The sequence below is a fragment of the Shewanella sp. Choline-02u-19 genome (assembly GCF_002836205.1).
Classification (GTDB): Bacteria; Pseudomonadota; Gammaproteobacteria; order Enterobacterales; family Shewanellaceae; genus Shewanella.
On the sequence record NZ_PJBE01000013.1, the window covers coordinates 720,888 to 744,430 of the forward strand.

The 23,543-nt window shown below is 40.8% G+C and carries 17 protein-coding genes; 14 read left to right on the forward strand and 3 right to left on the reverse strand.

Features of this window, described 5'->3' with window-relative positions; genetic code table 11:
* The first annotated feature begins 4 nt into the window (after positions 1 to 4).
* The 6 genes from CXF83_RS09940 (at position 5) to CXF83_RS22975 (ending at position 4,793) form a co-directional block, all read left to right on the forward strand.
* A complete protein-coding gene (locus CXF83_RS09940) occupies positions 5 to 649 on the forward strand; it encodes a DCL family protein (protein ID WP_157822859.1) in 645 nt (214 codons plus the stop codon).
* A 168-nt stretch (positions 650 to 817) separates the two neighbouring features.
* Positions 818 to 2,266, forward strand: coding sequence for an AAA family ATPase (locus CXF83_RS09945; RefSeq protein ID WP_101097999.1), 1,449 nt, complete (start codon positions 818 to 820; stop codon positions 2,264 to 2,266).
* Positions 2,259 to 2,873, forward strand: a complete 615-nt coding sequence (locus CXF83_RS09950) for a hypothetical protein (RefSeq protein ID WP_101098000.1) — start codon at positions 2,259 to 2,261, stop codon at positions 2,871 to 2,873. The genes CXF83_RS09945 and CXF83_RS09950 overlap by 8 nt, the downstream gene beginning before the upstream one ends.
* 127 nt (positions 2,874 to 3,000) lie before the next feature.
* Positions 3,001 to 3,930 (forward strand): hypothetical protein, encoded by a 930-nt coding sequence (locus tag CXF83_RS09955; protein ID WP_101098001.1) that lies wholly within the window; start codon positions 3,001 to 3,003, stop codon positions 3,928 to 3,930.
* Positions 3,931 to 4,269: 339 nt separating this feature from the next.
* On the forward strand, positions 4,270 to 4,659 hold the full coding sequence (locus CXF83_RS09960; protein ID WP_101089613.1) for a helix-turn-helix domain-containing protein: 390 nt from the start codon (positions 4,270 to 4,272) through the stop codon (positions 4,657 to 4,659).
* Positions 4,659 to 4,793 (forward strand): hypothetical protein, encoded by a 135-nt coding sequence (locus tag CXF83_RS22975; RefSeq protein ID WP_269801707.1) that lies wholly within the window; start codon positions 4,659 to 4,661, stop codon positions 4,791 to 4,793. Before CXF83_RS09960 ends, CXF83_RS22975 begins: the two co-directional genes overlap by 1 nt.
* Before the next feature lie 44 nt (positions 4,794 to 4,837).
* On the opposite strand, the gene CXF83_RS09965 is transcribed toward CXF83_RS22975, so the two are convergent.
* Entirely contained in the window at positions 4,838 to 5,131 is a 294-nt protein-coding gene (locus CXF83_RS09965; RefSeq protein WP_101089614.1) for a helix-turn-helix domain-containing protein, read from the reverse strand.
* Positions 5,132 to 5,865: 734 nt separating this feature from the next.
* On the opposite strand from CXF83_RS09965, the gene recR reads away from it, so the two are divergent.
* From recR to CXF83_RS09995, 6 genes are all read left to right on the forward strand, one after another.
* On the forward strand, positions 5,866 to 6,465 hold the full coding sequence (gene recR, locus CXF83_RS09970; RefSeq protein ID WP_101089615.1) for a recombination mediator RecR: 600 nt from the start codon (positions 5,866 to 5,868) through the stop codon (positions 6,463 to 6,465).
* Positions 6,466 to 6,638: 173 nt separating this feature from the next.
* Positions 6,639 to 8,558: a molecular chaperone HtpG gene (gene htpG / locus CXF83_RS09975; RefSeq protein WP_101089616.1), complete on the forward strand. Its 1,920-nt coding sequence runs from the start codon at positions 6,639 to 6,641 to the stop codon at positions 8,556 to 8,558.
* 73 nt (positions 8,559 to 8,631) lie between these two features.
* Positions 8,632 to 9,477 carry a co-chaperone YbbN gene (locus CXF83_RS09980; protein WP_101089617.1) on the forward strand — a complete coding sequence of 282 codons (846 nt, stop codon included), beginning with the start codon at positions 8,632 to 8,634 and terminating at the stop codon, positions 9,475 to 9,477.
* A gap of 188 nt (positions 9,478 to 9,665) precedes the next feature.
* Entirely contained in the window at positions 9,666 to 10,310 is a 645-nt protein-coding gene (gene adk, locus CXF83_RS09985) for an adenylate kinase (RefSeq protein WP_101089618.1), read from the forward strand.
* 129 nt (positions 10,311 to 10,439) lie between these two features.
* A complete protein-coding gene (hemH, locus tag CXF83_RS09990) occupies positions 10,440 to 11,435 on the forward strand; it encodes a ferrochelatase (protein WP_101089619.1) in 996 nt (331 codons plus the stop codon).
* A gap of 232 nt (positions 11,436 to 11,667) precedes the next feature.
* Entirely contained in the window at positions 11,668 to 12,972 is a 1,305-nt protein-coding gene (locus CXF83_RS09995; protein ID WP_101089620.1) for an inosine/guanosine kinase, read from the forward strand.
* A 255-nt stretch (positions 12,973 to 13,227) separates the two neighbouring features.
* On the opposite strand, the gene CXF83_RS10000 is transcribed toward CXF83_RS09995, so the two are convergent.
* A complete protein-coding gene (locus CXF83_RS10000; protein ID WP_101089621.1) occupies positions 13,228 to 14,544 on the reverse strand; it encodes a dicarboxylate/amino acid:cation symporter in 1,317 nt (438 codons plus the stop codon).
* A gap of 217 nt (positions 14,545 to 14,761) precedes the next feature.
* Between CXF83_RS10000 and CXF83_RS10005 the strand changes: the two genes are divergently transcribed.
* On the forward strand, positions 14,762 to 19,048 hold the full coding sequence (locus tag CXF83_RS10005) for an invasin (RefSeq protein ID WP_101089622.1): 4,287 nt from the start codon (positions 14,762 to 14,764) through the stop codon (positions 19,046 to 19,048).
* A 70-nt stretch (positions 19,049 to 19,118) separates the two neighbouring features.
* Here CXF83_RS10005 and astB read toward each other — a convergent pair whose 3' ends face one another.
* Positions 19,119 to 20,456 carry an N-succinylarginine dihydrolase gene (astB, locus tag CXF83_RS10010; protein ID WP_101089623.1) on the reverse strand — a complete coding sequence of 446 codons (1,338 nt, stop codon included), beginning with the start codon at positions 20,454 to 20,456 and terminating at the stop codon, positions 19,119 to 19,121.
* A gap of 333 nt (positions 20,457 to 20,789) precedes the next feature.
* Here astB and topA point away from each other — a divergent pair, with 333 nt between their 5' ends.
* Positions 20,790 to 23,501, forward strand: coding sequence for a type I DNA topoisomerase (gene topA, locus CXF83_RS10015; protein ID WP_101089624.1), 2,712 nt, complete (start codon positions 20,790 to 20,792; stop codon positions 23,499 to 23,501).
* The last annotated feature ends 42 nt before the right edge of the window (positions 23,502 to 23,543 follow it).

The window sequence follows — 23,543 nt, forward strand, 5'->3', positions numbered from 1 at the left end:
AATTTTGGCAAAACCAATTTCATTTGGACAATACCAATTTAAAACAAAAAAGGCGTGTGAAGAAGAGGCACGCAAACGAATTAATTCATATTGTCCAGGTTCAATAATTGCTCCTGTCGATAAGACCTTTTTTGAAGCTCTGTTTACATTGCATAGTGAATATGATGAGAAAATTGGTTGCGGGATAAAAGATATTGAGGTTGGATTAGATTTTCACCGCAATAGATGTCTGTCGATTATTCGAAGGGATAATTCTAAAGTAGTAATTAGCTGGAGACACTGCGTAAAACCGCATACAAGAAAAATGGTTGTTTCATATGCTTATCGAAGAGCTATAAAAGATACGGTAATGGCATTTAAAGATAGCGCCATTTCGAATGGTGCAGTTTGCCCAATTCTGGGTACCCAACTTGTATATGACAACAGCCATGTTTCTTATTCAGCGATATCTTTCGATGATTTACTCAGTGGTTTTCTTATAGCAAATAATCTTTCGTACGAAACTATCGAGTTGGTAGATCCTGACTTCAACGATAGTGATCAGCGAGGGAAGCTGCGAGACCAAGCGATTACTGAGAGTTGGCAAAAATATCATCAATCAAAGGCGAGCTTTGAACTGTTAAGTGCTGAGGCTAATTTAAGCAAATAAAACTAACAAATTTCGCAAGTTGACAGCTCACGTCACGCTAGGCATTTTCAGTTTGGTGGAGTTTTGTGCTTAAGGTGGCTCTCCTTGAGCGTGGTTGACGTTAGTTGCAACCTAGCAAGGCGCTATACCATTTTGCTTTTCCTTAAATTTATCTAATGAGAAATAATAATGTTCATTCTTAATAGCTTTACAATAAAACACAAAAAAAAAGTAATTTATGACTGCGTGTTTAATAATTCTGAAATGGAAGAAAGAGAAAGTTTATTTACAACATTGATTATTGGTGAAAATGGTGCGGGGAAAAGTTTTCTTTTGAAAATGCTCTCTGACTTTTTTAGACACATCTCGAATAGAAGCAAACCTAACAATATAAAGTATGACTTTTTCAAAGTTCAGTATCAATTAAATGAAAATTCCTATTCTATCGAAAAGAGCGAGGGGCGATTAATATCCTATAAAAATGAAAAAACAATTGATATTGAGAGTGTTGAGTTTCCTAAAAAAATTATTGCGTTATCGTTTATGGTAAATGATAAATTTTCATTCGTAAGTGAAAAAGAAGGCTTTGGCAGGTATAGATATCTAGGCGTCAGAGCAACTTCAAATGCAACTTATACCAGTACAATCCAAAAGAAACTTCTGTCATCAATATTAAATATTCTTTCAGATTCAAAAAAGATACCTTCGATAAACAAAATATTCGATTTTGTAGGTTTAAACGGAGAACTTGAGATTGTTTACACTTTGAAGCGAAAAACTCTTTTTACTAGAAAAATGGGTAGTAACTTACTAAAGTCAAAGTTTGAATCAATCCTACGTAGAAAAGAATTTATTAATAAGTCTTATTCCGAAGAAATTAATGTTTCTGCCAATGAACTAAATGAGTTTATTAATTCATTGGTAGGATCTGAAATCGTATCAGATAATGAAATTATATATTCTTTGGATTTTTCAAAAGCGAAAGATTTTGAACTTATTAGAAATATAAGGTTTCTTGATCTGATGGAAAAGCTTGAGTTGATATCAAGCCCTGATATAAAGTTTGTTAAAGACGATTCATTTGACTTTGAGTACACGAGCTCAGGGGAAAAGCACTTCATATTTACAATGATTAATCTTATATCAACAATTGAAGATGATTCATTAATTTTGATTGATGAACCTGAATTGAGTTTGCATCCAAAGTGGCAAATGAAATATATAAGGTTATTGAAAAACATAACTAATGAGTTTAAAACTTCTCACTGTATATTAGCTTCGCATTCTCATTTTATGGTTTCTGATTTAGCGCCTGATAGTTCAAGTCTCGTTTCATTGGAAAAAGTTATTGATAATGGAATCGAATCAAGAGTGAGTAAGTTAATTCCATACGATACATACTCCTGGTCAGCAGAAAACATCCTATATGAGGTGTTCAAATTAAGAACAACAAGAAATTCTTATTTTGAACATGATTTAACTAATTTACTTAAAATGGTATCAGAGCGAAGCACGGAAACTGAAAATATTTCCCAATTGCAGGAAAAATTGGAAAAGTATGTATTCAATGAAAGTGATCCAATTAATGTGATCTTATCTCAATCAAGAAGCTATCTTGAGAGTTTAAAACATGATTAATCAATTAAATCCAGCCCCAATTATTGCTCAAAATGTCATGGATGAAATTGACAAATTGAAGCCTTTAACTGGAGGCGAATGGGACATAAAAAACAATGATGATATCACTCAATTTAAGGGGTCATTAAAATCACAATTATTAATCACACAAGATGATAAATGTGCTTATTGTGGACTTCCTTTTGGAGAGACTGGTAAAACGGAAATAGAGCACTTTGCTCCTAAGGGGGGAGCGATAAGGCCTAAACACCCTGAATTTGCTTTTACAGTTAAAAACTTGGTTTTGTCATGTAACTTGTGCAATAGTCCTGTTAAAAAAGGGAATTATGACACCATTGAAGTAAAAAATGCTGATTATAACCTTTGTACCTTCAAGATCGTACACCCATATTTTGATATTCACTCTTTACACTATGCGTGGACTAACGATAGGGAAAAAATACTTATTCAAGGAATAAGTCCCGAAGGGTTAGAAAGTATCCGCGTATTTAAATTAGACTCAACAAGGCACTCAGAAGCAAGGACAAGAATAAAAGTAAATGCATATATATTAACTATTCCTGGAGGCGCTGATCTTATTGCCGATGCGCTAAATTACATTCCATGAATTCCGATATAACAAGCACCTCAACCAGACGGCTAACACTGTCACATTTTTAGTAAAGAAACGCAAAAAAAAACTGCGCCAGCACGCCGCTGGTTAGGTGGGCGTTAACTATATTCGGAGTACTAAATTGAAGCTTTTTTTACTAATTTTTTTATTATCGTTTTGTTCTACAGTCTATTCACAAGGCATATTAATTAATGAAAATAATACAAATCAAGTTAATCACTTAAAAGAAGATAAATTAAAATTAAGAAACCAGATTGACGAATTAACTGGAGATCTAGATAGTTTAATTGCTATGACATTAGATCTGAATACGAATATAAAAAATAACCTGATTTTCCAACAAAAACTCCAAGAGTCCTCAACTAAACTATTAGAACTAATTCGGACAGAAAAAGAAAAGACTCCTAAAATAGAAGTTCAATTGCTCCAGTCAACAAACTTATATGTGTTCGTGTTACCAGTAGTTACGATCTTCATTGTATTAGGTAGTACATATCTGTCTTTAAATACATTAAAAATAAAATCTCAAGAATCATTAGATGCCATAGAGAAGTCCAATCAGAATCAGCTGGATATTAATAAAAAAAACAATGAGAACTTGCTAAGAATCAGTCAAAATAGTAACGAAAACCAATTATATATCAGTGAAAAAAACAATGAAAAACAGCTTGAGATTAGTCTGAAAAACAATGAGTTAGAGCGAGTGAAATCACAAGAAGTAATAATATCAAGTAATAGACAGGAATGGATTAATACATTAAGAGATGATTTAGCATTATTGGCATCTAATTTAACTCGTTATATGGTTGCAAGCAAAGAACAGAGAGTTGTTATTTTTTCAGATATTTGGCATGAATTTTACAAGGTTCAATTGTTGTTAAACCCTAAAGAAGATCTACATAATAATTTAATAGAAGAATTGGATGACATAATTGAACTTTGTTCATTTAGTTATGAGGTAGAAGAGTTTAAAGAAAAGCGAGATATTGTACTCGCCATCTCGAAAAAAATACTTAAAGAAGAATGGAAAAGGGTGAAGTTATTTAAGTAAATGCAGTTAACAAATAAGGATAGGCCGCGCGTAGCCGCGACCTTATTCCAAGTGTTGAACAAGCCCGAGGATGTACCTTTATAGGTAAATAGTAGATCTTGGTGCGTGCGATATTTAGCAGTGGTTTCGATAACCGCTTTTTTCAGGCCAAGCCGATACTTTGGCCTGAACGACCAATTTTCTCATCACATTTATCAAGCTCCTATTCCATCTCCTTTTATCTCACTAATATTTGGTAGCTTGTTCTATTCAACTGACTTCTCCTGTTTGCTTCAATACATAATAAGTACAGTCAAAAGTAAGAAGTGCGTTGCTTGGTGTGCGAGTAAAGGAGTTCAAATGAAAAATTCAAAGGCAGGGTTACAGCGTAAGCATGTCGAGAAATTAAACCTTAGGATAGGAGAGTTAGAGCGACAGCTTGCAATAGCAGATTATCGAGCTGGACGAGCAGAGAGGTTGTTGTTCGAACGAGGAGAGCACAAACAGCCTGATTTAGATGACTATGACTCAACTTCAGTAGATGATTGCATCCAAATAAAGAGATTAGATAAACTTCTATTAACCCCAATCGAAGCATCTAATTTGTTAAATGTTGCTGTCGGCACGCTTAGTGTGTGGCGATGTACTGGCCGTTATGAATTACCCTATGTGAAATGTGGCAGACTAGTAGGTTATAGAATGGAAGATATTGAAACATTCCTTGAAGCTCGAAAGAAGTTTCATACATAGTGACAATTATCTTTTTGGATGATGGGATGTTTCCTGATTCATTTTTAACGTGTAGTGGCAGTGGCAGTGGCAGTGGCAGTGGCAGTGGCAGTGGCGGGGGTCGATATAAACCAATCGCTTTGCCAGTTGGCTAATGGGTAAAATGGTTTTATTTAAGTATTAGGATCAAGTCAAGGTATTACAAGTGAGCTTCTAACTGCTTGCAGTTAACATAAATGTCTGCACCAGGTCGCTCCTGAATCCATACGATATCTTTAGGCATTGGTTTTTTTGGGTGCTTTATGCGTTGGCGTAAAGCTGATGGTGATAGCCCTAATCGTTCAGCTGCATCCTTCAAACTCATCTCCTCATTATTGGTCGTGCTTTTGGTTCCCTCAATTTCTGCATTGTCCAATTGTTGGATTCTTTGAGTTAAATTTTCATACCATATATTGAATTCAGATAAAGTCATTCTATTTAGCTGCTGTAACATTGATGTCCCTCACTATTTTGAGTAGATGTACATTAACGGAGTGAAGGATATCCGATGTTCAAATTTTTGAGAAAAACGGGTTAAGCTGGAAGTCGATTTTATATCTCTAATAGTATTCAGATTGTTCCAGTTAAAGTAAGCTTATGAAAATGTGTTGCTTTTCCCTTTAACATTGGGGTGCATAAACGACATACTCACAAAAAAATTTGAGAAAATTTGCAATGGACTTATTTATGGTGTTGCTTACTGTAGTAAGTCATGACGATAAATCATCTAGTCAATTGGTATGATAAGAAGTTGTGGGGCCATATAGGGGTCAAAATTTAAGTTCTGTACAGTACCATTCTATTTTGAATTTGCTATGATGGACGGTATAACGGTGTTTTCATCACTCATAAGCACTGCTCATAACATCCATTGCATCAGGCATGAAGATGCCGTTCTAAGACCGTACATATGTGCTGCATTTGTGTTTAGCATTTACAGTATGATGTCGCCGTTTATTGTTTTTAAGAGCCCAAGGTAACTTGGGCTTTTTTGTGCGCAAAGCGCCTGCTTTGGTCACTTTATCGTATCTGTACCGCTGTGATTTAGCGTTATCATTGATTAATCTATGTTAACATTCACGGTTCATTTGATTAAGAATGATGTAAGTTTCTGGCTTATATCAGCTCTTGAAAAATCAATACTTATTATTTTTAGGCAAGAGTTTGCCTCGCTATGCGGAACGTTAAATGAAATTTAGTCCACTTGTCGATGAGTTGATCCAGTCACTTAAATGCCTACCGGGAGTGGGGCCTAAATCTGCACAGCGCATGGCCTTCCAGCTATTAGAACGCGATCGTAAGGCGGGGGCTAAGCTTGCCGATTCGTTGGGTAGAGCCATGTCTGACGTTGGCCATTGCCAATCATGTCGTACGTTTACAGAAGAAACCTATTGCCCTATTTGTGTCAGTACTAAACGTGGCCATTCGAGTATTATTTGTGTTGTAGAAACTCCTGCTGATGCACTAGCGATAGAAGCGGGTGGGCATTTTACTGGACGTTATTTTGTATTGCTGGGACATTTATCTCCGCTCGATGGCGTAGGTCCCGATGAGTTGGGGTTATCACTGTTAGAAACCCATTTGGCTTCGGGTGAGGTCAGTGAACTTATTTTAGCCACCAACCCGACGGTTGAAGGCGACGCCACCGCACACTATATTGCCGATATGGCTAAAAGCCATGCGTTGGCTGTGAGCCGTATTGCTCACGGTGTGCCTGTTGGTGGTGAACTTGAATACGTTGACAGCACAACGCTAGCATTGTCTTTCAGTGGACGTTTGCCTATTTAGTAACGCTAGGTTTAACGTCAGTGTCATAACAAAGCTCAGTTAATGGTGACTCATTTGCTGGGCTTTTTTTGTGCAATTAGAATCAATGCGACCCTTGCCCCTTGAAAAGTGATTTTATAACCCCATTTCTAGTAACAAGCAGTACTTAAATCGAATTTTAAAGGGAACATTTCATGTCACAACAAGAGACTCATGGCTTTCAAACTGAAGTCAAACAACTACTACATTTGATGATCCACTCTTTGTACTCAAACAAAGAAATTTTCTTGCGCGAGTTAGTCTCTAATGCTGCTGATGCGGCAGATAAGTTGCGCTATCAAGCGTTAACGGATAATGACCTTTACGAAGGTGAAGGCGATCTACGCGTTCGCATTAGTGCCGATAAAGAGAAAGGCACGATAACCATTGCAGACAATGGTATTGGTATGACCCGTGATGGTGTGATTGAGCACTTAGGGACGATCGCTAAATCAGGCACCGCTGACTTTTTTAAGAACATGTCAGGTGATGATTCAAAAGATTCTCAATTAATTGGTCAATTTGGTGTTGGTTTCTACTCTGCCTTTATTGTGGCTGACAAAGTGACAGTGCGTACTCGTGCAGCGGGCCATAGCATTGATGAAGGTGTGCTTTGGGAATCAGCGGGTGAAGGTGACTTTACCGTTGACACTATTACTAAGCAGAGCCGCGGTACTGAAATCACGCTTCATTTACGTGATGATGAAAAAGAGTTTGCTGATGACTATCGTCTGCGCTCAATTGTGACTAAATACTCAGACCATATCTCTGTTGCCGTTGAGATGTTTGAAGACGGTACAGCTGCAATTGAAGCTACAGAAGAGGGCGGTGAAGCTGTTCCTGCTACTGATGGTAGCTGGAAGCCAATGAACAAGGCGACCGCATTGTGGACACGTAATAAAAGTGACGTCTCTGAAGAAGAGTATAAAGAATTCTATAAGCATATTTCACACGATTACGCTGACCCACTGATTTGGAGCCATAACCGCGTTGAAGGTAAGCAGGAATATACCAGCTTGCTTTATATTCCGGCTAAAGCCCCCTTCGACATGTGGAACCGCGATCGTAAGCATGGCCTAAAACTATTTGTACAGCGTGTATTCGTTATGGATGATGCTGAACAGTTTATGCCGAGTTATCTGCGTTTTGCTCAAGGTCTAATTGATTCAAATGATCTGCCACTTAACGTATCGCGTGAAATCTTACAAGATAATAAAGTGACCACATCACTGCGCACAGCGGTAACTAAGCGCGTGCTTAGCATGCTTGAAAAGCTTGCTAAAAATGATGCAGAACAATACCTGTCTTTCTGGGCTGAGTTTGGTCAGGTACTTAAAGAAGGTCCTGCTGAAGATTTTGCTAATAAAGAACGTATTGCAGGTTTGTTGCGCTTTGCATCAACTCACACTGGCGAAGCGACGTCAAATGTATCACTTGCTGATTACATTGAGCGCATGCAGGAAGGTCAAACTAAGATCTACTACATCGTTGCTGATAGTCATGAAGCGGCTGCTAATAGCCCACATCTGGAACTACTGCGCAAAAAAGGCATTGAAGTACTGTTAATGTCTGAGCGTATCGATGAATGGTTGATTAACCATCTTACTGAGTTTGATGGTAAGCAGATGCACTCTGTTACGCGTGGCGATCTTGAGCTTGGCGAGTTAGAAGATGCAGGCGAAAAAGAAGCACAAGAGAAGCTTGAAACAGCATCAGAAGGCTTAGTGAAACGCGTTAAAGACAGCTTAGGTGATAAAGTGTCAGCCGTTAAAGTAACAACTCGTTTAACGGATACACCGGCTTGTGTTGTTGCTGGTGAAGGCGAAATGTCGACACAAATGATCAAGCTAATGCAAGCTGCTGGTCAAGCGGTTCCTGAGTCTAAGCCAACATTTGAGTTAAACCCTGAGCACCCTCTTGTAGCCCGTCTTAACGACGAGCAAGACGAAGAGGCATTTTCACAGTGGTCAGATCTTTTACTACAGCAGGCATTATTGTCTGAAAAAGGCAGTTTAGCTGACCCATCAGCGTTCATTAAATTGATGAATCAGATGTTGTTAGCAAACGTTAAGTAATAAAGAACTATAATAAAGGGGCAGTTAATCTGCCTCTTTTTTTTGGGTATTTAAAAGGTTTTAAAGGAAAGTGATGGAAAATATTCTAGAACTGACTAAAGAAAACATTCAGCAAATCGTCGATGCTTCAATGGAGCAGGTGATTGTATTAGCATTTTGGGCCGATAAAAGCCCAGAGAGTTTAACCCTGATGCAAACACTTGAGAGCCTTTCGCAGCAGCAGAACGGCCGCTTTGTGTTAGCAAAAGTAAACTGTGAAGCTGAAATGGAGATAGCCAATTATTTCCAGATCCAAAATTTGCCAACGACCTTAGTTTTACACGAAGGTAAACCTATTGATGGTTTTGCTGGTGTACAAAATGCGACGCAAATTACCGAAATGCTTGATAAGCATCTGCCGGCAGAATGGCAACTAAAGCTTAACCAAGCCAGAATATTTTTATCTGAACAAAATGCCATTGGTGCACTGCCGTTATTGAAAGAGGCTTACGCCGAGCAGCCTATCGCTGAGATCGCACTGCCTTTAGCGGATGTGTATCTGTCGCTGGGTGCTTTGGAAGATGCACAAGGACTACTCGCTAGCGTGGGACTTGCTGATCAAGATAGCTATTATCAGAGTTTAAAAGCCAAGTTTGCACTTGCGCTTGATGCCGCAGACACACCAGAGATCAGACAATTACAAATTGATTTAGAGCAATCGCCAAACGATCTTGAGGTTATGATTGAGCTTGCCAAAGCACTGCACCAAGCTCAACGTAATGATGAAGCACTTGCCTTGTTATTTGCGCCTTTGCAGAAGGATATGGCTGCGCTAGACGGTAAAGTGAAAGGGGTATTCCTAGAGATTTTAACCGCGTTAGGTCAAGGTAATAGTGTTGCTAGTCAGTATCGCCGTAAACTTTACACCTTACTTTACTGATAAAGGTCAATATCTCGACTAATTTGCCTCAAGTGAGGCTAAAGTCGAAGGGAAATCGCTTCAAAATGGCGGCTATTTATGCGAAGATCGCCGCCCTAAACATAATAATACCAATCGCGTGACCAAACTTTAGACTTTTGTCTGTGTTAGAGGTTGGTATAACAATGCGAAATAAGAGGAAGATTGAGATGCGCATTATGCTATTAGGTGCCCCAGGTGCCGGTAAAGGTACCCAAGCCCAATTCATCATGGAAAAGTACGGTATTCCTCAAATTTCAACGGGTGACATGCTGCGCGCTGCAGTAAAAGCGGGCACTCCACTTGGCTTAGAAGCTAAGAAAGTGATGGATGCCGGTCAATTGGTATCTGACGAGTTAATTATTGGTCTTGTGAAAGAGCGTGTTGCACAAGATGATTGCGCTGATGGATTTCTATTAGATGGTTTTCCGCGCACAATTCCTCAAGCCGATGCAATGGCAACTGGCGGCATTACTATCGATCATGTTGTTGAGATCGACGTGCCAGACGAAGAGATCGTTAAACGTATGAGCGGCCGTCGAGTTCACCCAGGTTCTGGCCGTGTTTATCACATCGTCTTTAATCAACCAAAGGTTGAAGGTAAAGATGACGTTACTGGTGAAGACCTTGCTATTCGTCCAGATGATGAAGAAACAACCGTGCGTAAGCGTCTTGATATCTACCATGAGCAGACTAAGCCATTGGTTGAATACTACGGTGCGGTTGCGGCTAAAGGTGACGCGACTTATAACAAGTTCGATGGCACCCAGACAGTGACAAAAGTTAGCCAAGAAATTGTTGCAGTACTTGGCTAAATAGACACAAAATTGTAATGTGTTTATGAGCTAGTTCTCATATTTGAAAAAGCCCACGTAAGTGGGCTTTTTTTATGGTTTTTCCAATGATAGCCTGACGCAGAATATCTTGGTTAAAAGAGAACAAATGTGAGCGACACAACCTCCCAATTTGGTGTTTTATTAGTTAATCTTGGCACGCCAGACTCTCCAACGGCGGCAGATGTTAAAAAATTCTTAAAACAGTTCCTGAGTGATCCTCGTGTTGTTGATATCTCCCCTTGGATCTGGAAACCTATTCTTAATGGCATCATCTTAAATACCCGTCCTGCAAAAGTCGCCAAACTCTATGAGTCTATCTGGTGGGATCAAGGGTCGCCTTTAATGGTTATTAGCCAACGTCAGCGCGATAAATTAGCACAATCTCTGCATACTACTTTTGGTTTTGAAGTGCCTGTTGGGTTAGGCATGAGTTACGGTAATCCATCATTAGACTCCGGGCTTAATAAATTAAAATCGCAGGGTGTTAACAAGATTTTTGTATTACCTCTCTACGCGCAATATTCCTGCTCTACCGTTGCCCCAGTGTTTGATGCTATCGCGGATCTGCATAAAACCAAGCGTGATTTCCCGGAGCTTAGGATCAATAAAGATTATTTTGATCACCCCGCCTATATTGCAGCGCTTGCTGATTCAGTCAAACAACACTGGCAGAGTAAAGGGCGTGGTGAAGTATTACTCATGTCTTTTCACGGCGTGCCAGTGCGTTATGTAACGGAAGGCGATCCTTATCAAATGCAGTGCCAAAAAACAGCTGAACTGGTGGCGGAGTCGTTGGCGTTATCGCCTGAACAATGGCGGATCTGTTTCCAGTCTCAGTTTGGTAAAGAGCAGTGGTTAACACCTGCTACCGATAAACTGTTGGAAGCACTTCCAGCCGAAGGGATAAAATCGGTCGATATTATGTGTCCAGCTTTTTCTTCTGATTGTCTTGAAACACTGGAAGAGATCTCAGAAGAGGGTAAAGCCTCATTTCGATCTGCTGGTGGCGAGCGCTATGAATTTATTGCTTGTTTAAATGACTCAAAGCAGCATATCAACTTGTTAACGCAAATTGTTGAGCAGCAAACCTTAGGTTGGTGCTAAATTTAAATGCTTAGTAGTGATTTCAGCTAGCGAATGAGGCTGGGTATGGTAGAATTCCCCACTTTTTTTAAGCCTTTTGCTTAATCGTTTTAAGGTGGTGAGCTGCGTTAGCACTACAGGTTGCTAGAATTGAAAGCCACAAGTCGTTAGTTTTTGCCAAGAACAATGAATTGTGATTCCTTAGCCGTTTTAATTATCTTTTGCATGGATGCCGAATGAAAGAGAACTCAATATGAAGTTTCCAGGTCAGCGTAAGTCTAAACATTATTTTCCTGTCAAAAAACGTGATCCGCTATTAGCACAGTTTATCCAACAGCCTCAACCTATCTCGACTTACGTGTCTGGTATTGACCAAACACTGGTAGATATTGAAGCTAAAGTGGAAGATGAGTTACTAAGTCGCTATGAATTACCCAAGGGGAATTCGACTTTGATAGATGATGACAAGGCACATGCTTTGTATACCGAGTTAAAAGAGCGTGAGCTGGTCAGTGATGAGTTTGCCGGTGGCACCATAGGTAACACGGTACACAATTACTCAATTCTTGCTGATGACCGCTCAGTGTTATTTGGCGTGATGAGTCAGAACATAGAAATTGGCAGTTACGCTTATCGCTACCTCTGCAATACTTCATCAAAGGTTGATTTAAACCAGTTGCAGCCCGTCGCGGGTCCTATTGGTCGTTGCTTCACGCTTATTTCAGAGTGCGGCGAACGAACGTTTGCGATTAGCAAAGGTTCAATGGACAAATTGACACCAGAATATATCGATAGAGATATTGTACAGGGTGGTTCTGCACTGATTTTGACCGCCTACCTCATGCGGGCAAGCGGCGAAGATAAGATAACCGATGCCGCAATGAAAGCGATTGAATATGCTAAAGCAGCGGAGGTGCCCGTGGTATTGACCTTAGGCACTCGTTTCTTAATCGAGGAAGATCCACAGTGGTGGCAGCGTTTCATTCAAGAGCACGTGAGTATTCTGGCCATGAATGAGGATGAAGGCGAAGCATTGACTGGATTTAAAGACCCCTTACAAGCCAGTCAAACAGCTTTAGATTGGTGTGACATGGTGTTGACTACAGCTGGGCCTTTAGGGCTTTATACTGCGGGATATACTGAAGACTCTGAAAAACGTGAAACCACCCATACGTTACTGCCAGGTGCAATCCCTGAATTTAACCGCTATGAGTTTTCTCGTCCTAAACTTAAAGCTGATTGTGAGTCACCGCTTAAAGTGTATGCGCACATATCTCCGTATATGGGCGGCCCAGAAAAAATTCGTAATACTAACGGTGCAGGAGATGGTGCATTAGCGGCATTACTGCATGATTTAGCTTCAAATCGATTCCATAAGATGAACGTACCGGGTTCAAGCAAGCATAAGCGTGATGGTTTGTGTTATTCGTCATTCTCACAGATTTGTAAATATGCTAACCGTGTCGCTTATGAAGTGTTAGCGCAACATAGCCCTAGACTATCTCGTGGCTTACCTGAACGTGAAGACAGCTTAGAAGAGTCATACTGGGAAAGATAACTTAGTTTAAGTTCTGGGATAAACATCCAGACAAAACTTAAAATAAAACCATAAAAAAGCCATCGTTTAGTCCTTCTGAACGATGGCTTTTTTATGGTCGGCGATGCATTAAGTTAGCAAAATATGCTGAGCATAGCTTAAAAGTTTTGCCGTTGATGAAGTGATATCATGACGAGGAAACACCGTCACCACCTAGAGCATAAGCAACAAAGGCGCCGATATAGGCGCCTTTGTTACACAGATTTTAAGCTTTGCTTACTTCTCTTCAGCGTGAACTTGAGCGTTAAAACCCGGTGCCACTTTACCTGCTTGAGTATTGTTGAAAATATCTTCATCAAACTCATTTTCAGATTTAGCGATCACAACAGTTGCCACTGTATCACCAGTGACGTTAACGGCTGTACGCACCATATCAAGTAATCTATCGACACCGATAATCAGTGCGATACCTTCTACCGGTAGACCGACTTGATTCAGTACCATCGCTAGCATGATAAGTCCGACCCCTGGCACGCCAGCCGTACCAATAGAGGCTAATGTTGCTGTTATCACCACCATGGCGTAATCAGTAATGGTTAAATCAATACCGTAAACTTGCGCAATGAATACCGTTGCCACCCCCTGCATAATCGCGGTGCCATCCATGTTGATGGTAGCCCCTAGCGGTAGCGTGAATGAAGCTATTTTATTATCGACGCCCATGCGGTGTTCAGCGGTTTCAATCGTCACTGGAAGGGTTGCGTTAGAACTTGCGGTACTGAAGGCAAACAACTGTACATCGCGAATCTTTCGAATAAAGGTAAAGGGGTTGAGTCCTGAGAATAACTTTAACAATGTTGGGTAGACGATAAATGCATGGATGAGCAATACGCCAAGGACAACAAAGAAGTACTGCACCACACTGCCAAAGGTCTTCATATCCAGAGTCAATGCCAGTTTAGCCATCAATGCAAATACACCATACGGCGCAAGCTGCATGATTAAGGTAACAACACGCATGATGACTTCATTAAGGTCAGTAAACAATGCTGCAACGCGTTTACCGCGCTCACCAATATGTGAGATTGCAAAACCAAAAATAACCGCAAATATGATGATCTGCAGCATATTACCTTCGCTCATCGCTTGCAGTGGGTTAGTCGGCACAATATTAATAATGACGTCAGCTAAGCTTGGCGCTTGTTTGACATCAAAATGCATGTTCTCCGTCACCATTGTTGCGTGACCAGGATGAATGGCAATGGCGATAAGGATTGCCATTGAGAGTGCGATAGCAGTAGTGAATAGATAAAACGCGAGGGTCTTTCCACCCAGACGACCTAATTTGGAAGGTTCACTTAAAGAACACGTTCCACAGACCAATGATACAAAGACCAAAGGCACCACTAACATTTTCAAACTTGAGATGAATATGGTACCGATGACATTTAAAAAACCTTCGGTGATGTAATCTTTGATGAATTCACTTTCAGGGAAAAGGTTACGAAGAATTAACCCGAGAATAATACCTGACGTCATACCGAGTAAAATTTTACTCGTCAGGCCAAATTTTTTTGTTTTCGTAGCAGACATAGTGCTTCCTGTATAATTTTTATGCTTTCAATTTGCAGATTAAAGCCTAGCAAGAAAGTGCCACAGTTGAAATGGGCTAAAAGTTAAAGTTTTTAATGTTATTTATTAATTTACTGGCTTTCGTTGTAGATAAGTTGCTTAGTAATTGTGTAATGTAAGCTCCTAGGTAATCAGATAATTACCGGATATCATAATCTGAGTAACAGGGAGCCTGACAATGAAGTCAGCTTATAGTATTTTTATTGCGTTAATATGGTCGTTTTTTCTCGTTGGTTGTGGGGGGGGAGGAAGTATATCTTCTGATCCTGGTGATGGAGGGACGCCAGAGCCGGAAGTAATTTCTATAGTATTAGACACATCTTCCAATGATGTTTCTGCAAGTTCACCAGTAACTCTTAAAGTAACAGTTGAAAGTTCAACTGTAGGCTTGTTAGGTAACAAAGTAGTAGCATTCTCTTTATCTGATGAGTCTTTCGGATTTTTTTCTCCAGAATCAGGAACTGTTAAGACGGATTCTAATGGAGTTGCCGAGATTACATTGAATACATCGACTAAGCCGGGGGCTGTAACTGTAATAGCATCTATAGATAGTGGCGAGTCAACTTCTACTGGTGTAACTATGGCCGGCGATGGAGCTGTCATCGGCGGAAATATTATCCAAGTTTTGTTAAAAGATGCAGCGGATAATCCTATAAACAATATCAGTTTTGATTCACCAGGTTATATTTATGTCAAATATCTTGATCCAGCTGGAAATTCAATTCCAAATAATCTTGTTACTTTTAGTCTAAACGATGCAGAGTTAGCTTCATTTTTTCCTAATAGTGGCACAACCCTAACGAATAAAGACGGCCTTGCTTTAATCAAGTTAATAGCTGCAAATAAAGAGGGGGCGGGATCTGTTGCAGTAAAAATTGATGATCAAGATCCAGTTAACATTAATTTTTCTTCTAAAGGTGATGCTAGCGTATCTGGAACATCGAGTATTTCAGCTTTATTAGTTGATGAAAATGGGAAAAACACTTCAAATGTGAGCGATTCATCACCAGCTTATATTAATGTAGCTTTAGCTGATTCATCTGGGGTAGGTTTATCTAATGAAGTGATTACTTTTGCATTTAGTGATAGCTCTTTAGGCAGATTTGAACCTCAAAGCGGTAAGGTATTAACAGACGCAGCAGGCAAAGCGACCATTAAAGTTCGTTCTGCAAACGTTGAAACAGCAGCTACTGTTAATATATCGGGTATAGGTTTATCAACATCTATTAGCTTTTACTTGGCGGGAGATGGCGTGGCGGTTGGCAGTAATCGTTTATCGATTAAATTATTAGATGCCTCGGGCAGTGATATTACACAAGTGAGTAATGCGGTTCCGGCAACAGTAGAGGCGACTTACTTAGATATTAATGGTACGGCGCTGGTCGGTAAGGTTGCCAAGTTCTCAAGTACATTAGGCAATTTAGAGCCTAGTTCAGGCAGCGCGTTAACCGATTCATCTGGTGTAGCGAAAGTACAATTAAATGCGGGTGATGTTGCAGGTGCGGGCTCAGTGCTAGTGGCTGTTGAAAGTTCAACGGCCAGCATCGGCTTTGATACATTAGGTGACGAAGTCATTGTTCGACCAATTGATACTTATACAATCACTTTATCGATTGAGAATTCTGCCGGTAATGAACACAGGAATATAACACTTACTGCTCCAGGTATTGTTAACGCTGCTTTGCTTAATAATGGTATTCCAGTGTCTAACGAAGTGGTTAACTTCTCTCTAATAGGTGAAGGTGCCATTAATCCTACGTCAGGGAATGCGTTAACAGATGCTAACGGTATCGCAAAAGTGACACTGTTGACTGGTATCGTTGAGGGAGCTGGTACTGCTGAGGTCTCATTCACATTAGGAGCTGACCAAATTTCAGACACATTTAATTATAGTGTGGCTGGTGATGCTCCTAGTGGTGATGGTGAAAATAATTCATTAGCAATTACGTTATTAGACTTAAGCGGAAATCAAACTTCAAATGTAAGCCAGGCAAACCCTGGTAAAGTACAAGTATTTTTGTCAGATAGAGATGGCAATCCTCTCAGTCAAAAATTAATATCATTTACGAGTACTTTAGGTGACTTCTTGCCTTCTATTGGCACATCATTAACGGATAGTGCAGGTAGTGCTGAATTGTTAATTACCGCAGGTACTGTTGAAGGTGCTGCGACTGTAAGTGCTAATTATGGAGCTAGCGTTGCATCGTTAAGCTTTGTGACTGCTGGTGACGATATTGATCCTGTGGCTGCTGATCCTTCAATTAGTTTTGAAATTTATGATTGCAATGGAGTTGCTGGCTTCGATAAAGCACTGAAGAATTTTGAGCTTTGCACAATCACAGATAATATCACTAATCTACGTCCTGGTATTTTAGGGGCAACGATAAAACTAGAAGGCTCTAACCAACCTCTCAAACAAGTTTTAGTCAGTGCGGGTACCACACTTGGTGCGATTAGCCCTAACTCTGCCACAGCGATTACTAATGCGGACGGCAAAGCTGTGTTAGATCTCTATTCAAATGGAGATGTGGGCGCTGGTGAAGTGTCTTTGAAAGTGAAGCAAGTGACTTCTACGAAGGCATTTGAAATAGGTCGGGTAGATATTAGTCTTGATATTTCAACTTATATAGGCTCTGGTACATTGCCTGCTGGTGGCTCAACGGTAATCGAAGTCACAGTAAAAGATTCAAGTGGGCTTATAGAGACAAGTCAGCCATTTACTCTTGAATTTACGTCACAGTGTATGGCTGCTGGATCATCTGTTATTGATTCTCCAGTGGTAACTAATGCAGGTAAAGGTTTTGCTACTTATAGAAGCATTAATTGCGAAGGCACTGATACTGTAACTGTTTCAGCCATTACTGGAGCCTCAACCGTTAGTGCTACAGCAGATATTATTATTAGCCCTGTGCAGGTCGGTGCGATTGAGTTTGTAACTGCTTCACCATCAGAGCTTGCTATAAAAGTATCAGGTGGATTAAGTGGTACGGGTTCTCGTTCAGAAACATCATTAGTTTCATTTAAATTATTAAATGAGGTAGGACAAGCTGCAGGCTCTGAAAGGGTTTGTTTTGAGCTATCAACGGATGTTGGAGGAATGACATTAACGCCGGCTCCATTAGCTAATGATTATGTTAATTGTCCAAACTTCCCTAAATCGGGAGACTCTGAATATCCTTTAGATATCAGTGAACCAAATAAGTACGCAGTTGCTTACTCCGATGCAAATGGCGACGTGGAAGTCACCGTGCGTTCAGGCACGGTGTCTACACCAGTGAAGGTCTTTGCGGTTTGGCAAGATAGTGCAGATGCAAGTAATCCGATAGTCGCAAATGTGTCAGATAGTTTAACGGTCACAACGGGTTTGGCTGATTTCAATAGCTTTAGTCTTTCATCTACCGAATTAAACCTTGAAGGTTGGGAACATGATGGTGAATCCGCATCAATTACTATCCGTTCAGCTGATCACTTCAATAACCCAGTTCCTGCAGGTACGGTTATTAATTTTAGAACTGAAGGTGGCAATGTTGCAGCAAGCTGTCAAACAATTGATAAAACAGGAGCTTGCTCGCTTGATTGGACTAGCCAAAATCCACGCCCTTTTGAGAGTGTCACTGTTACTTGCACAGCCCCGTTTGACGGTTCAAGCACACCACCTTGTATTGGAAGTAATTTAGCAAGTGGTACTGATTTTATCATTCAGGAGCCTCGTCCAGGTCGAGCAACAATAACAGCCTATGCAATCGGTGAAGAAAGCTTTGTTGATTTAAATGGCAATGGTCAATATGATTTCGGTGAAGATTGGACTGATCTAACCGAAGCCTTTACTGATCACAACGAAGATGGGTTTTATCGTGGAGCTTCAATTCCAGCTGGCGCAGTCAATGAAGAGTTTATTGATTATAATAGTAATGGCAGCTTTGATGATGTAGACGGCTTCTATACAGGCTTATTGTGTGCAAGTTCTTCTTCTGCAAACTGTACTCAAACTGGAGTTGATAACTCTCAAGCTCAGCTAAATGTGTTTAGAAATTTGACCCTAGTAATGTCTGGTTCTACTCCATATGGTCGACTTGTTGATATTGATGATGCAGGCAATATAACGCCTGTCATTGAAATTGATTTAACAGTCAATTTGGTCGATGATGATAGCGATCCTGTTACACCTGAAGTAGACTTGGGGTTATCATCTAAAACAGTTTATCTGTTCCTCTCAGACTTAAATAACAACACATTGTCTAATGGTACGACAATCACTGCAAGTACCGATAATGGTGACTTATCGAGCTCAACTCAGTCATACAAAATTGGGAATAATAGTTCTAATAAACCACTGTTATTTGCATTCTCACTTAGTAGGGAATCGACCGAAAATAAAAAGTCATCAGGTTTATTATCGATAACGGTTACAACCAAATATGGTGATCCCGTTACCTTTAGTGTCAATGTGAGAGATGATGGGTAATTAGGAGAACAATCAAAAAATGCCGCTAAATAGCGGCATTTTTTTGCATAATTAATAATTGAGATAATTATTATCTTTGGAACTGATACACACTGCCTAGCTTCATGATCTGTGTGAGTTCATCAAGTGCTGTACGAGATTCCATCAGTAACTGCGGGTCAGCTAAATCAGCCACTGATAAGCGGTCACGGTAATTATTATCAACCCATAAGTTTAGTCGCGTAAACAACGCATCGTTCATCAGGGTATTTTGGTTAACAGCGGCCACTTCATTTTGATTCATCGCCACGCGTAGTCGCAGACATGCTGGCCCGCCGCCATTTTGCATGCTCTGCTTCACATCAAAGTAATGGACCTGTTTTATCGGTGTTCCTAACGTGACCAACTCGCTTAAGTAGGCATGTACAGCGGGGTTTTCCTGGCAGTTAGTCGGCGCAATGATTGCCATTTCACCAGACGGTAATGTGACCACTTGAGTATTGAACAGGTAGGTTCTTACCGCATCTTGGATCGCGACTTTTGCCGTTGGTACTTCGACAAAATGTAATGGTGATTCACCAAACTTTTGTTTTATCTCTTCAAATTTAGCTTGTGTATTTAAAAATGCTTGCTCATGATAAAAAAGAACGTTTTGATTACCGACTGCAATGACGTCGTTATGAAACACACCTTGATCAATGACATCTGGATTTTGTTGCATGTATACCGTGCCGTCATCATCTAATTGATGCAGACGAGCAATGGCTTGGGACGCTTCTAATGTTTGACGTGCTGGAAACTTTTGTGGTTTCGGCGCAGAAGGATTCGTCGCTTCTTGACCGTAAACGAATAGTTCAATACCGGCATGACCATATTCACTGCAAAGACGAGTATGGTTGGCTGCACCTTCATCACCAAAACTTGCGTGTTCAGGTAAATGTTGGTGGTGCTTGAAATAACGGCTATCGTTAAATGTAGCTTGAAGAATATTACCTGTAGTCACAGGTTCAATGCTGCGATGAAGTTTATCGACTAAGTTTGCTGGAGTGAAATGCAATTTACCGTCGTGAGTATCGGCGCTCGGTGATACCGTTGCGGCGTTTGCAGTCCACATGCTTGAGGCACTGCAGCATGCGCGTAACAACGCAGGAGCTTCTTTGGCAGCTTTATTTAATACTGCAGCATCTGAGCCGGTAAAACCGATTCTACGCAGTGTGTGAAGGTCTGGGCGCTCTTGAGGGGCAAGCATACCTTGTACTAAACCTAAGTCTGCAAGTGCTTTGGCTTTTTTGATCCCTTGTTTGGCAGCATCTTTAGGGCTAGATGTCGCGGCGGCGTTGTTTAAAGAGGCAACGTTGCCGAATGATAAACCCGCGTAATTATGTGTTGGGCCAACAAGTCCGTCGAAATTGGCTTCAAAATGCTTCATTCTTTATCCTTTAGGGTAGCTCAGGTGCTATTTCTATTCCTGAGTTGTAATTATTGAGCTCAGTATACTTAAGCTCAAAGCCTAAACAAGCTGGGTATAATTTATAAAAATGGTGAATTTGCATCAAAATTCACAACTAATACTTACTTGATGACTAATAATGAAATATTAGTTTTTAAATAAGCACTAATTTTTTTCACATTTATTTCAAAAACGCTTGAAAATGGTACTCCAGTTCAAATAAAAGAGGGATTAGCTTGAAAGTTTTTACACAACCCTCTATATATGGGGAAAATTTTCAGAGTTTTGAAACTTGTTGGCGCAAAGTAATCTATGGGTAAATCGTTAGTAATCGTCGAATCACCGGCCAAAGCCAAGACTATTAATAAATATCTAGGCAAAGATTTCATCGTTAAGTCGAGTGTAGGTCACATCCGTGATCTTCCTACATCGTCGAGTCAAGACGCTAAGGTGATCAGTAAAACACCAGCTGAAGTCAAGAAGATGTCTCCAGAGGAGAAGGCTGAATATAAGAGTTTAAAAGCTAAACAAGCTTTAGTCGCACGCATGGGAGTAGACCCCGACAACGGTTGGAAAGCGATATATCAAACGCTTCCAGGCAAAGAGAAAGTCGTAAAAGAGTTACAAGCACTCGCTGAATCTGCTGACCACATCTATCTCGCAACCGATTTGGATAGAGAGGGGGAGGCTATTGCATGGCATCTCCAACAAGTGATTGGTGGAGACGAGTCACGCTATCAACGCGTTGTGTTCAATGAAATCACTAAATCAGCGATTCAAGACGCATTTAGTCAGCCGTCGGTGCTGGACACCAATATGGTCAATGCGCAGCAAGCGCGTCGATTCTTGGACCGTGTCGTTGGTTTTATGGCTTCACCGTTGCTTTGGAAAAAAGTGGCGCGTGGTTTATCTGCGGGTCGAGTTCAGTCAGTCGCCGTTCGGTTGGTTGTTGAGCGTGAGAGCGAAATTAAAGCGTTTGTGCCTGAAGAGTTTTGGGATGTTCATGCTGAGTTAAATACTTTAGCCGATGACATGCTAAAAATGCAGGTAGTTAAGTACCAGGACAAAGCTTTTAACCCGGTGACTCAAGCTGAAGCTGACACCGCAGTAAGTGCATTGTCGCAGTCTAGTTTTGTTGTCGCAGCACGTGAAGATCGTGCAACGCAAAGCAAGCCGTCAGCACCTTATATCACCTCAACGCTGCAGCAAGCTGCAAGTACGCGTTTAGGTTATGGTGTTAAAAAGACCATGATGATGGCGCAGCGCTTATACGAAGCGGGCCATATTACTTATATGCGTACCGATTCAACCAACTTAAGCCAAGAAGCACTAGATAATGTGCGCGAAATGATTGGTAAAGATTTTGGTGATAAGTATTTGCCTGAAGCTCCAATTCGTTATGGTAGCAAAGAGGGCGCACAAGAAGCTCACGAAGCGATTCGTCCGTCGAATGTGAAAGTAACAGCTGCATCTTTAAGTGATATGGAGCGTGATGCTCAGCGTTTGTATGAGCTGATCTGGCGTCAATTCGTGTCATGTCAGATGACGCCTGCAAAGTATGACGCTAGTCGTCTTACGGTAAAAGCGGGTGACTACGAGCTAAAAGCCACTGGACGTACATTACGTTTTGACGGTTGGACGCGAGTTCAAATTGCCGTTAAGAAAAAGAACGAAGAAGACAATACACTGCCTGTCGTCGCTAAAGGCGATAAAGTTGAGCTCAAAGAGCTCTTGCCTAAGCAGCACTTTACTAAGCCAGCGGCACGTTATAGTGAAGCTTCATTAGTTAAAGAGCTGGAAAAAAGGGGTATTGGTCGTCCGTCTACTTACGCAACGATTATTTCGACCATTCAAGATAGAGGCTACGTTAAGGTTGATAACCGTCGTTTCTATGCTGAGAAAATGGGTGAAATTGTCAGTGACAGACTTGTCGGCAGCTTCCAAGATTTAATGAGTTATGATTTCACCGCAAGCATGGAGCAGACGTTAGATGATGTTGCTCAAGGCAAGCTGGATTGGAAGAAAGTACTCGATGGTTTTTATAAAGACTTTACCAAGCAGTTAGAGCACGCTGAATTACCACCTGAAGAGGGCGGTATGCGTCCTAATGAAATGGTACTGACAGATATTAAGTGTCCTACCTGTGAGCGTCCAATGGGTATTCGCACCGGTACAACGGGTGTATTCCTAGGGTGTTCAGGTTATGCGTTGCCACCTAAAGAGCGTTGTAAGACGACCTTAAACTTAACGCCTGGCGAAGAAGCGGTAAGTGAAAGCGGTGAAGATGCGGAAACTGAAGCATTACGAGCGAAACATCGCTGTGGTATATGCGGCACTGCAATGGATAGCTACCTCATTGATGAAAAACGTAAATTGCACATTTGTGGTAATAACCCAACGTGTGAAGGTTTTGAAATCGAAGAGGGACAGTTTAAGATTAAAGGCTATGAAGGGCCACTTATTGAGTGCGATCGTTGTCAAAGCGATATGGAACTTAAAAATGGTCGTTTTGGTAAATATTTTGGTTGCACTAATTCTGAATGTAAGAATACGCGTAAATTGCTAAAAAGCGGTGAAGCAGCGCCACCAAAAGAAGACCCAATTCACCTGCCAGACCTTAAATGTATTAAGTCTGATGCATATTTTGTATTACGAGATGGCGCCGCAGGGATCTTCCTTGCTGCCAGCACTTTCCCTAAGTCGCGTGAAACGCGTGGCCCATTAGTGGAAGAGCTGGTGAAGTACCGAGAGCTGTTATGGCCTAAGTACGCTTTCCTTGCTGATGCACCGGTTGCTGATGATGATGGTAATTTAGCGTCTGTGCGCTTTAGCCGAAAGACAAAAGAGCAATACGTTGCGACTGATGTTGATGGTAAAGCGACGGGGTGGAATGCCAAGTTTATTGACGGTAAGTGGGTTGCTGAAGCTAAGGCAAAGGCAAAACCTAAAGCCAAAGCTAAGCCTAAAGCCAAAGCGAAGCCAAAGGCTAAAGCAAAACCTAAAGCAGAACCTGAAGCAGAGTAATGTACTAGGTTTGCAAGCTTAATAAAAAGCCCCGAATATATC